General features: G+C 75.0%; 11 protein-coding genes and 1 tRNA gene. 2 read left to right on the top strand and 10 right to left on the bottom strand.

What is annotated here, in order from left to right:
- Positions 1 to 82: 82 nt before the first annotated feature.
- Both ACFUVW_RS16285 and ACFUVW_RS16280 read right to left on the bottom strand, forming a co-directional pair.
- Entirely contained in the window at positions 83 to 490 is a 408-nt protein-coding gene (locus ACFUVW_RS16285; RefSeq protein ID WP_430572363.1) for a helix-turn-helix domain-containing protein, read from the bottom strand.
- 10 nt (positions 491 to 500) lie between these two features.
- Entirely contained in the window at positions 501 to 1,439 is a 939-nt protein-coding gene (locus ACFUVW_RS16280) for an EamA family transporter (RefSeq protein ID WP_430572362.1), read from the bottom strand.
- A gap of 71 nt (positions 1,440 to 1,510) precedes the next feature.
- Here ACFUVW_RS16280 and ACFUVW_RS16275 point away from each other — a divergent pair, with 71 nt between their 5' ends.
- Entirely contained in the window at positions 1,511 to 2,428 is a 918-nt protein-coding gene (locus tag ACFUVW_RS16275) for a LysR family transcriptional regulator (RefSeq protein ID WP_430572361.1), read from the top strand.
- 14 nt (positions 2,429 to 2,442) lie between these two features.
- On the opposite strand, the gene ACFUVW_RS16270 is transcribed toward ACFUVW_RS16275, so the two are convergent.
- The 7 genes from ACFUVW_RS16270 to ACFUVW_RS16240 all read right to left on the bottom strand — a co-directional run bounded on the left by ACFUVW_RS16270 (position 2,443) and on the right by ACFUVW_RS16240 (position 8,620).
- Positions 2,443 to 2,516 (bottom strand) — tRNA-Leu (locus tag ACFUVW_RS16270).
- A 72-nt stretch (positions 2,517 to 2,588) separates the two neighbouring features.
- Positions 2,589 to 4,040, bottom strand: a complete 1,452-nt coding sequence (locus ACFUVW_RS16265) for an NAD(P)/FAD-dependent oxidoreductase (protein WP_430572360.1) — start codon at positions 4,038 to 4,040, stop codon at positions 2,589 to 2,591.
- A gap of 90 nt (positions 4,041 to 4,130) precedes the next feature.
- Positions 4,131 to 5,102 carry an exopolyphosphatase gene (locus ACFUVW_RS16260; RefSeq protein ID WP_430572359.1) on the bottom strand — a complete coding sequence of 324 codons (972 nt, stop codon included), beginning with the start codon at positions 5,100 to 5,102 and terminating at the stop codon, positions 4,131 to 4,133.
- A 67-nt stretch (positions 5,103 to 5,169) separates the two neighbouring features.
- Positions 5,170 to 5,697 carry a DUF501 domain-containing protein gene (locus ACFUVW_RS16255; RefSeq protein WP_430572358.1) on the bottom strand — a complete coding sequence of 176 codons (528 nt, stop codon included), beginning with the start codon at positions 5,695 to 5,697 and terminating at the stop codon, positions 5,170 to 5,172.
- Between the two features lie 85 nt (positions 5,698 to 5,782).
- The gene (gene dgoD / locus ACFUVW_RS16250; RefSeq protein ID WP_430572357.1) at positions 5,783 to 6,931 is read right to left on the bottom strand and encodes a galactonate dehydratase; all 1,149 of its coding nucleotides are present in this window, start codon (positions 6,929 to 6,931) and stop codon (positions 5,783 to 5,785) included.
- A 28-nt stretch (positions 6,932 to 6,959) separates the two neighbouring features.
- A complete protein-coding gene (locus tag ACFUVW_RS16245; RefSeq protein WP_430572356.1) occupies positions 6,960 to 7,577 on the bottom strand; it encodes a 2-dehydro-3-deoxy-6-phosphogalactonate aldolase in 618 nt (205 codons plus the stop codon).
- Entirely contained in the window at positions 7,574 to 8,620 is a 1,047-nt protein-coding gene (locus tag ACFUVW_RS16240) for a 2-dehydro-3-deoxygalactonokinase (protein ID WP_430572355.1), read from the bottom strand. Before ACFUVW_RS16240 ends, ACFUVW_RS16245 begins: the two co-directional genes overlap by 4 nt.
- A gap of 70 nt (positions 8,621 to 8,690) precedes the next feature.
- On the opposite strand from ACFUVW_RS16240, the gene ACFUVW_RS16235 reads away from it, so the two are divergent.
- The gene (locus tag ACFUVW_RS16235; protein WP_430572354.1) at positions 8,691 to 9,482 is read left to right on the top strand and encodes an IclR family transcriptional regulator; all 792 of its coding nucleotides are present in this window, start codon (positions 8,691 to 8,693) and stop codon (positions 9,480 to 9,482) included.
- A gap of 32 nt (positions 9,483 to 9,514) precedes the next feature.
- Here the strand turns inward: ACFUVW_RS16235 and ACFUVW_RS16230 are convergent, their stop codons facing one another.
- Positions 9,515 to 10,273, bottom strand: a complete 759-nt coding sequence (locus ACFUVW_RS16230) for a septum formation initiator family protein (RefSeq protein WP_430572353.1) — start codon at positions 10,271 to 10,273, stop codon at positions 9,515 to 9,517.
- Between the last annotated feature and the right edge of the window lie 210 nt (positions 10,274 to 10,483).

The raw sequence follows: 10,483 nt of genomic DNA, 5'->3' as shown, positions 1-10,483 counted from the left end.
GTTCGCTACCTGCCGAGGTAGTTCGTGACTCCTTGTCACGAACTACCTCGGCGAGTCTCGAACTACCTCGCGCTCCGAGTGGTCAGGCGGCGAGGGCGACGACGTCGGACGTCGTCGAGCGCACGGCGGTCGTCGAGCGCAGGTGCACCGGCGAGGACGGCGACCGGTCGCGCAGGGACGTGAGCACGCGGACGCGCTGCTGCTGCTCGGCGCTCGCCGCGAGCGCGTCGTGCGCCTGGGCGACGAGGTCGACGAGCCGGATGCCGAGCGCCGCGCACACCGCGGCGAGCACCTCGGACGACGCCTCCTTGCGGCCGCGCTCCACCTCCGACAGGTACGCGGTGGACACGCGCGCCGCCTGCGAGACCTCCTGCAGGGTGCGGCCCTGCGCCAGGCGGGCGCGGCGCAGGATCGCTCCGACCAGGTGCCGCAGCAGCGGCTCGCGCACGTGCTCCGTCGCGGTCGTGCCGAACCCCGTGTCCGCCGTCATGCCCACGACGCTACCCGCGACCGGCCCCGGTGGGCTCCGCCAGCGGCGCGGCGGGCTGCCGTTCTGCTGACGGCAGAAGACGCCGCACCGCCCGGCCGCTGCCGTAGAGCACCCCGCCGACGACGAGCACGGCGCCCACGCCCTCGAGCGGGGTCACCCGCTCGCCGAGCAGCAGCCAGGCCGCCGACATGCCGACCACCGGCACGAGCATCGAGAACGGGGCGACCACGCCCGCGGGGTGGCGGGCCATGAGCCAGGTCCAGATGCCCGAGCCGAGCACCGTGGCGACCACCACCGTGTACAGGAGGCCGACGACGGCGCCCACGGCCGCCGGGTCGTCCCAGGAGGTGAGCGAGCGGGCGATCTCGGCGGGCCCCTCGACCAGCAGGGAGAGCGCGAGCATCGGCAGCGGCGGCACCACGGACATCCACAGGGTGAGGCGCAGCGGGCTCTGCGGCTTCGCCTGGCGGTTGCAGACGTTGCCGATCGCCCAGCCGAACGCGCCCGCCAGCGTGAGGAGGAACGGCACGACCGTGGCGGTCGCGGCCTGCTGCCACGCCACCAGGGTGAGGCCGCCGACGGCCACGAGGATGCCGAGCACCTGCCGCCCGCTCACGCGCTCGCGCAGGAACGTGGCGCCCAGCAGCACGGTGAACGGGCCGGACATCTGCAGCACGAGCGAGGCGAGGCCGGCCGGCATCCCGGCCGCCATGCCCCAGTACAGGAAGAGGAACTGCAGCGCGCCGAACCCGAGCCCGTAGCCGACCACCCAGCGCACCGGGACGTCCGGCCACGGCACCAGGAACACCGTGGGCAGGGCGATGAGCGCGAACCGCAGGGCGACGAGGAACATCGGCGGGAAGTGCTGCAGCGACGCGTCGATGGCGATGAAGTTCAGCCCCCACAGGAGGGCGACGAGGACGGCGAGCAGCCGGTGGCGGGCGGGCATGCGCCCAGCCTCACCCGCTCGACGTTGAAGGACAAGCGAAACCTGCTTCACGCTGTCTGTAGGCTGGCTTCATGGATGTCCGGCACCTGGAGCTGCTCCGCGAGCTCGCCGACCGGGGCAGCGTCACCGCCGTCGCGCGGGCCACCCACCGCACGCCGTCGGCCGTGTCCCAGCAGCTGCGCACGGCCCAGCGCGAGCTGCGCACGCCGCTCGTCGAGCCGTCCGGCCGCGGGCTGCGGCTCACCGAGGCCGGCCGGCTGCTGGCCGAGGGCGGGGCGAGCGTCGCCGCCGCGCTGGCCCAGGTGCAGGCCCGGTGGGACGAGTTCCAGGGCGAGCCGTCCGGCACGGTCAGCGTGGCGGCCCTGGCCAGCGCCGCCACCTTCCTGCTCCCCCGCGTCATGGCCGACCTCGCCGGCACCGCCATCACGCTGCGCTGCGCCGACGTCGACATCGCCGAGGCCGAGTACGGCCCGCTCACCGCCGACCACGACGTCGTCGTCGCGCACTCCCTCACCAGCGTGCGGCCCGCCGGGGCGGAGGGCCTCACCGTCGTGCCGCTGGCGCGCGAGCCGCTCGACATCGCGATGGCCGCGGGGCACCCGCTCGCCCGCCTGCAGCGGGTGCGTCCGGCGGACCTGGTCGACCAGGACTGGATCGGCGTCCCCCTGGGCTACCCGTTCGACTCCGTGCGCCTCGCCGTCGAGCAAGCCACCGGGGCCGAGCTGCGCGTCGTCCAGCGGCTGCGGGACAACCGGCTCATCGAGGCTCTCGTCGCCGCCGGCGACCAGGTCGCCGTCCTGCCGCGCTTCACCACGCCCACCGGCGACCGCCTCACCCTGCGCGAGCTGGCCGACGTCGCCGCCGCGCGGCACGTCTCCGCCGTCCTGCGACCCGACCGCGCCGAGCGGCTCGCCGTGCGCCGCGTCGTCGACGCCTTCCGCCGGGCCGGCGCCGCCGTCGGCTCTGGGACGGCCGGCGGCGCCGTCTGACGGAGAACGGGGAGTGCCCCCGCCCGGGTTCGAACCGGGACTGGGCCGGGTTTAAGCCGGCTGCCTCTGCCAGTTGGGCTACGGGGGCGGGACGACGGAGCGGGCGCCCGACGACCTCCTTGGGGAGATCACGGACGCCCGCTCACGGTACCGGGGAAGGTCAGCCCTTCTCGGCGCGCGCGGCCGACGACTCGGCCTTCTGCTCCACCTTCTCGCCGGGCCGCTTCGGCGGCACGGACGCCTTGCGGAACTCGTCGCGCGGGTCGTGCAGGGAGCCGAGGGACACGATCTCGCGACCCATGAGGAACTGGCCGACCCAGCCGATGAGGATGCGCACCTTGCGGTTGCCGGTCGGCATCGCCATCACGTGGTAGCCGCGGTGCGCGAGCCACGCGAGCGGGCCGCGCAGCTTGAGGAAGCCGAACAGCTCCGCGACGCCCTTGTACAGGCCGAGGGACGCGACGACGCCGACGCTCTTGTGCGCGTAGTCCTCGGGCTGCTGGCCCCGGAGGACGGCGACCAGGTTGTCCGCGAGCTTGGTGGCCTCGCGGATCGCGTGCTGCGCGTTCGGCGGGCAGAACTGGCCCGGGTTGAGCACGTCCGGCACGGCCGCGCAGTCGCCCGCGGCCCAGGCGTCGGGGACGATCTCGCCGTCCTCCGTGGCGACCTGCAGCGTGGGCTTCACGATGACGCGGCCCATCCGGTCGACGGGCAGGTCCGACTCCTCCTTGATGACCGGGTTCGCCTTGACGCCCGCGGTCCACACGATCGTCTCGGTGTCGAACTCGACGCCGGTGGAAGTGACGACGTGCCCGTCCTCGCAGGACGACAGGAACGTGTTGAGGTGGAACTCGATGCCGCGCTTCTTCATCTCGTCGAGCGCCCACAGGCCCATGGGCTCGGAGACCTCGGGCAGGATGCGGCCGGAGCCCTCGATCATGACGAAGCGCAGGTCCTCGACCTCGATCGTCGGGTAGTTGCGCGTGGCGTACCGCGCCATGTCCTCGATCTCGGCCAGCGCCTCGATGCCGGCGAAGCCGCCGCCGACGAACGTGAACGTCAGCATGCGCTTGCGGGCGTCGGCATCCCACGTGGACGAGGCGACGTCCATGCGGTTGAGCACGTGGTTGCGGACCGCGATGGCCTCCTCCACGTTCTTGAAGCCGATCGCGTTGTCCGCGAGGCCCGGGATGGGCAGCGTGCGGGACACCGAGCCGAGGCCGACGACGAGCTGGTCGTAGGAGACCTCGTAGTCCGGCCCCTCCTCGGGGTGGATCGTGATCTTGTGACCGGCGTGGTCGATGTGGTTGACCAGGCCCTGCAGCACGTCGATGCCCTTGAGCGCCTTGCGGTGCGGGGCGACGACGTCGCGGGCGTCGATCGAGCCCGCGCCCGCCTCCGGCAGGAACGGCGCGTAGGTCATGTACGGCCGCGGGTCGACGACGACGATCGCCGCGTCCTGCTTGCCGAGCTTGCGGCGCAGACGACGCGCCGCATAGAGGCCGACGGAACCACCGCCGAGGACGACGATGCGGGGCACCTTGCGGGGCCGCGGGGCCGCGGCAGGCGCGTCCTGGACAGAGGTGTCCGACGACAGAACGTTCTGAGGCATGAACACCATTCTACGACCGTGCCGGAGGCACGCAGGCGGGCCGTCCAGCCCGTGACCCCCCGCACCCTCCGTGCAGGTCAGGCGAGCGGCTCAGACGAGGGAGAGCGCGATGCCGTCCAGGATGTCGCTCTCGCTGGTCACGACGTCGGTCAGCGCGCCGCCCGCGGCGGCGACGTCGTCGCGCACCCGTCGCACGACCTCCGACCAGACCAGCGCGCCCGCGCCGATGACGTCCGCCCGGCCGGGGTGCATGAACCCGAGGGCGAGGCGCTGCTCGCGGCTGCGGTGCAGCAGGTCGTCACACGCGGCGAGCACCCGGTCGACGCCCAGGACGGCCCCGTGCACGGCGTCGCGGCGGTACTCGGCCAGCCCCAGCGCGTGGGCGGTCACCGACGTCACCGAGCCGGCGAGCCCGACGAGCGTCGTGGTCCGGCCGAACGGGACGGTCCGGGAGGCGTCGTCGAGCGCGGCCCGCACGTCCGCGCGCGCCGCCTCCACCTCGGCCGGCGCCGGCGGGTCGGAGTGCAGGTGCCGCTCCGTCATCCGCACCGACCCGACGTCGAGCGAGAGGGCCGCCTCCGGTGCCGTCGTGCCGAGCACCAGCTCGGTCGAGCCGCCGCCGAGGTCCACCACCAGGTACGGCCCCGGGTGCTGTGCAGCGACGCCCGCCGTCGCGCCGCGGAAGGACAGCTCGGCCTCCTCGCGGCCCGAGACCACCTCGGGGTCGACGCCCACGGCCGCGCGCACGCCGTCGAAGAACTCCCGCCGGTTGCGCGCGTCGCGCGTGGCCGACGTCGCGACGAACCGGACGCGCGTGGCGCCCGCCTCCGCGACGACCTTCGCGTAGTCGCGCGACGCCTCGAGCGTCCGCGCCAGCGCCTCCGGGGCGAGCTCGCCCGTGCGGTCCACGCCCTGGCCGAGGCGCACGATGCGCAGCTGCCGGTCGAGCTCGGTGAGCGCGCCGTCGGGGGCGACGTCGGCGACCAGGAGGCGGATGGAGTTGGTGCCGCAGTCGATCGCGGCGACCCTCGTCGCGGCGGTGGGCGTGGAGCGTTCTGTCACGCGCGACACTGTCTCATCCACCACCCACGCCACGCTCCTCGGGCCCGGCAGGTGTGACGGACGTCGTTCAGCAGGTGCATCGATCGGGGCGCCACTGGTCCCGCACCAGCGCGAGCGCCTCGTCGCCGAGCGGGTTCACGCCGGGACCGGCGGCCAGCGCGTGCCCCATGAGCACGTGGACGCACTTGACGCGCGTCGGCATGCCGCCGGCGGAGATGCCCTCGATCTCGTCGACCTGCCCGAGCTCGGCGCGCTTCGCCAGGTAGTGCTCGTGCGCGCGCCGGTAGGCGGCCGCGAGCTCCTCGTCCTGGGCCAGCCGCTCGGTCATCTCCTTCATCACGCCCTGCGCCTCCAGCCGCGACGCGGCGGCGACCGCGCCCGGGTGCGTGAGGTAGTACGTCGTCGGGAACGGCGTGCCGTCGGGCAGCCGCGGCGCGGTGCGCACGACGAGCGGGCGGCCGCACACGCAGCGGGCGGCGATGCCGACGACGCCGCGCGGCTCGCGGCCGAGCTGCTCGGCGAGCACCTCGAGGTCGCGGTCGGTGACGGCGGTCGGGTCGCCGGCGTCGACGGGGGCGGGGGTCTGGTCGGTCACGGAGAGGTCCTCGGGTGCTTCGCGGGCGGGGCAGCCCTCATTCTCCCCCGGATGTTCCCCCGGTCGCACCGCTGCCGGGGCGACCTCACCACTCCGCGAACGAGCCGTCGGCGTGCCGCCACACGGGGTTGCGCCACCGGTGCCCGACGGCGGCCCGCTCGCGCACGTAGTCCTCGTCCACCTCGATCCCGAGGCCGGGCCCTCGCGGGATCTCGACGGAACCGTCGGCGTAGGCGAAGACGGACGGGTCGACGACGTAGTCGAGCAGGTCGTTGGCGGTGTTGTAGTGGATGCCCAGGCTCTGCTCCTGGATCACCGCGTTGTACGCGACGGCGTCGAGCTGGAGGCAGGCCGCGAGCGCGATCGGCCCGAGCGGGCAGTGCGGGGCCACGGCGATGTCGTACGCCTCGGCCATCGCCGCGATCTTGCGGACCTCCGTGATGCCGCCGGCGTGGGAGAGGTCGGGCTGGATCACGTCGACGACGCCCGACGTGATGACGTCCTTGAAGTCCCACCTCGTGTACAGCCGCTCCCCCAGCGCGATGGGCGTGCTCGAGGCCCGGAGCACGTCCGCGATGCCGTCGACGTGCTCGGACAGCACCGGCTCCTCGACGAACATCAGGTGGTACGGCTCCAGCGCGTCGAGGAGGACGCGCGCCATCGGGCGGTGGACGCGCCCGTGGAAGTCGACGCCGATGCCGACGTCCGGCCCGACGGCGTCGCGGACGGCGGCGACGTTCGCCACGACCTTCTCCACCTTGTCCCGGGTGTCGAGGTACTGCAGCTCCTCGGGGCCGTTCATCTTCACGGCGGAGAAGCCGCGCGCGACGGCCTCCGTCGCGGCCGCGGCGGTCTCGGCGGGCCGGTCGCCGCCGATCCACGAGTACACCTTGATGCGGTCGCGCACGGGCCCGCCCAACAGCTCGTGCACGGGCACCCCGAGCGCCTTGCCCTTGATGTCCCACAGCGCCTGGTCGATGCCGGCCAGCGCGCTCATGTGGACACCGCCGCCCCGGTAGAAGCCGGAGCGGTACAGCACGGTCCAGTGGTCCTCGATCTGCCGGGGGTCCTTGCCGACCAGGTAGTCGGCCAGCTCCTCGACGGCGGCCGCGACGCTCGCGGCGCGACCCTCCAGGACGGGCTCTCCCCAGCCGACGACCCCCTCGTCGGTCTCGACCTTGAGGAAGAGCCAGCGGGGCGGGACGGCGAACGTCGTCAGCGACGTGATCTTCACGGCTTGCCTTTCAGCGTGTGACGCATGGTCAGTGGTCGGTGTGGTCGGCCCAGACACGGACGAGCTCGGCGGCGCGCCCGGCGACGGTCCCGGCGGTGTCGCCCGGCCGGTACAGCGACGTGCCGAGGCCGGCGCCCGCCGCGCCGGCGCGGGCCCACTCGCCCAGGTTCGTGGCGTCGACCCCGCCCACGGGGACGAGCGACGTGCCGGCGGGCAGGACGCTCGCCCAGGCGCGCAGGCCCGAGACGCCGACCGCCGCGGCCGGGAAGACCTTGATCGCGGTGGCCCCGGCGTCGAGCGCGGCGAACGCCTCGGTGGGCGTGGCCGCCCCCGGGTAGCTCTCCAGACCGAGCCGCGCCGTCTCCGCGACGACGTCGGGCCGGGTGTTCGGCGACACGACGAGCGTGGCTCCGGCGTCGGCGGCGCGGCGCACGTCGTCGGGGGTGAGCACGGTGCCCGCGCCGACCCGCGCGTCCGGGCCGGCCGCGTCGCGGATGCGGCGCACCGACGCGAGGGGGTCGGGCGAGTTGAGCGGCACCTCGACGGCGTCGAACCCCGCCTCGAGGACGGCGGCCGCGACATCGACGGACTCGGCGGGCGTGACGCCGCGCAGGATGGCGACGAGGCCGGTGGGGCGGTGCGTCATGGGGTTCCTTCCTCCGTGCCGGACAGGGTGGTGCTCGCGCGCGGCCCGGTGCGGTCGGCGGCGACCAGGCCGGCGTCGCGTGCCACGCGCCACAGGCCCCGCGCCGCGACGTCCTCCCCGACGACGCGCGCCGCGGCGCCGTGGTGCTCGAGCGCCCGGCGGTAGCGGCGGGCGGTCGAGCGGGAGGCGCACACCGTGACGAGCGGGGCCGGGTCCGCCCGCAGCGCGTGCCGCACCTCGGACCCGACGAGGAGGCCCGAGACGTAGTCCGCCACCTGGGCGGGCCGGAGCGCGCCGGCCATGACCAGGGTGCGGGCCGTGAAGAGCAGTGCCGCCAGGCCGCGCTCGTCCCCGCGCCGCGCCTCGGTGTCGAGCCCGCGGTCGAAGGCCTCCCGGTCGAAGTCGTCCCGGCCGTCGGCGGGGTCTGCCTCGGCGAGGCGGGCCAGGATGCTGTCGCGCAGCAGGAGCCCGTAGAGCTCGCCGGTCATGACCGTGCCGAAGCCCGTGACCCGCTCGCCGTCGAGTCGCACCCACTTGGAGTGCGTGCCCGGCAGCACGACCGTGGCGAGCGGCGTCCCGCCCTGCTCGCGGGCCTCCTCCAGCGCGCCGAGCAGCTGCACCTCCTCCCCGCGCAGGACGTCGGGGTCCGGCCCGGCGACCCGGAGGCCCGGCACCAGCCGCACGACGGAGCCCGAGGCCGGTACCGCCGTCAGGTGGTCGGCGAGCCGCGCGAGCCCGGTCGGCACGTCGAGGTACCTCGCGTCGGCCCAGCCGTGGTTGGAGCCCACCATCCCGGCGCCCAGCACGGGCAGGCCGGGGCGGGGGTCGAGCCAGGGTCCGCACAGGCGCGCGAACGTCCGCTCGAAGGCGGCGGCGCGCTCGGGAGCGGAGCCGGCGCCCGCGGAGCAGCGGAGCGTGCCGTCGTCCGTGCGGACCTCGTCGAGGACCTCGCCCGCGGTGTCCAGGAGCCAGCCCCGGAAGCTGGAGGTGCCCCAGTCGAGGGCGACGAGCGCGGCGTCGCGCCGTGGTGCGTCATCGGCCATGGTCGGGACGGTAGGCACCCGGTCCCGATCATGAGAACCGCGTCCCGATTATCGGGATATCGTCGTCGCCGTGAGCCTCCCCCCGACCGCGCCGCCCGGCACGCAGACGCTGGCGCGCGGCATCGCCGTCGTCGACGCCGTCGCCCGCGGGCACGACCGCCTGCGCGACATCGCCGCCGAGACCGGCGTCGGCCGCAGCACCACCCACCGGCTGTTGCAGCTGCTGCTCGCGACCGGCTACGTGCGCCGGCTCGAGGACGGCCGGTACGCGCTCGGGCCGGCGCTCATCGAGCTCGGCTACCAGGCGCTGCAGGAGAACCCCGTCGCCGACGTCGCCGCCGCCCCGCTCCGGGCGCTCGCGGCCCGCGTCTCGGACACCGTGCACCTCGCCGTCGAGGACCGCGGCCAGGTGCTCTACCTCGACAAGATCCCCGGCACCCGCGGCGCGGAGATGCGCTCGCGGGTGGGGCACCGGATGCCGCTCACGCGCACGGGCGTGGGCAAGGCGCTGCTGCTCGACCAGCCCGAGCGGTGGCGCGCGCTGTTCGTCGCCGAGCGGCGCGTGGGCGGGGACGACCCCGACGGCCCGGCGGCCGACGTGCTCACGCCCGACGAGTTCGTCGCCGTCATGGAGGCGTCGGCCCGCCGCAGGGTCGCTTTCGACCTGGAGGAGAACGAGCCCGGCATCCTCTGCGTCGCCGCGCCCGTGCGCGACGCGTCTGGCGCGATCGTCGCTGCCGTGAGCGTCTCCGCCACCCGCCCGTACATGCCGCCCGCGCGTGTCGAGGCGCTCGTGCCCGTCGTGCTCGACGCCGCCGCCGACGTCGCGGCCGGGCTCGGTCACCGCCGCGGCGGTCGCTGAGCCGGGCGCGTCCGCCGGCCGGCGGGCAGGGCTCAGCCGGCCCCGGGCGAGGGGCTGGGCGAGCCGCCGGGCTCGGGATCGTCGTCGTCCGTGGCGGCGGGGCCGTCGGCGACCCGCACCGACTCCCAGACCGACTGGTACCAGGGCACGCTCGGGCCGGTCGACGTGCCCACCGGCCCGGAGCCGACGGCCTCCCCCGTCACCGGGTCGACGTCGTCGTCCCCCGCCGCGTCCGGGTCGACGACGCGCCACACCTTGTCGGCCGGCATGACGAAGCTGAGCCGCGAGCGCGCCTGCTCCTCGACGTACGACCGGTCCTCCCAGCGGCCGAGCTCCACCTCCAGCCGGTCGCGCTCGGCCCGGTTCTGCGCCAGCTCCGTGCGCAGCCGGTCCAGCTCGTGCGCCTGCTGGACGGCGGCGCGCACCGTGGGCAGCAGCAGCACCACCGCGAGCAGCACCACCACGGACAGCACGATGAGCCGGACGGTGAGCACCTCCGGCAGCACCAGCCCGTACCGGCTGCGGCGCCGTTCCTCGCGCGCCGGCCCCGCCGGACGCCGCGACCCGCGCCGCGTGCCCGCCGAGCCCTTGCCGTTTCCGGAGCCCGTGGCCGCGCCGGCGCCCTTGCCCTTGCTCGCGCCCGCACTCTTCGTGCCCTTCGCCGGCGCCTTGGGCTTGGTGCCCACCGACGCGTGGGACGTCGTCGTGGGCCGCGCGGAGCCGCCGCGCGCCCCCGAGGGCCGCGACGCCGGACGGCGGGCGGCGGGCGAGGTCGGGCGACGGGCAGGCACTCCCCGATTCTGCCGAGCCGCACCGCCCACGCCCGGGACCGTCGTCGGCGCGCCCGCGAGGAGGCCTGCCGAGGTAGTACCAACCCTGCCGAGGTAGTTCAGCTCGTGCCGAGGTAGTTCAGCTCGTGCCGAGGTAGTGGTCTGGTCCACTACCTCGCGGGGATCTGAACTACCTCGGCACGATCCGGACTACCTCACGGGGAACCTGAC

The organism is Isoptericola sp. NPDC057391 (genome assembly GCF_042668085.1).
Lineage (GTDB): Bacteria > Actinomycetota > Actinomycetes > Actinomycetales > Cellulomonadaceae > Isoptericola.
Note: the sequence above shows the minus strand (reverse complement) of the source record. Positions and strands in the feature narration are given on the sequence as shown.

What these genes read in the sequence shown, in the direction of transcription:
- ACFUVW_RS16285 (WP_430572363.1), bottom strand. Translation starts at nt 490, where the DNA reads ATGACGGCGGACACGGGGTTCGGCACGACCGCGACGGAGCACGTGCGC.
- ACFUVW_RS16280 (WP_430572362.1), bottom strand. Translation starts at nt 1,439, where the DNA reads ATGCCCGCCCGCCACCGGCTGCTCGCCGTCCTCGTCGCCCTCCTGTGG.
- ACFUVW_RS16275 (WP_430572361.1), top strand. Translation starts at nt 1,511, where the DNA reads ATGGATGTCCGGCACCTGGAGCTGCTCCGCGAGCTCGCCGACCGGGGC.
- ACFUVW_RS16265 (WP_430572360.1), bottom strand. Translation starts at nt 4,040, where the DNA reads ATGCCTCAGAACGTTCTGTCGTCGGACACCTCTGTCCAGGACGCGCCT.
- ACFUVW_RS16245 (WP_430572356.1), bottom strand. Translation starts at nt 7,577, where the DNA reads ATGACGCACCGCCCCACCGGCCTCGTCGCCATCCTGCGCGGCGTCACG.
- ACFUVW_RS16240 (WP_430572355.1), bottom strand. Translation starts at nt 8,620, where the DNA reads ATGGCCGATGACGCACCACGGCGCGACGCCGCGCTCGTCGCCCTCGAC.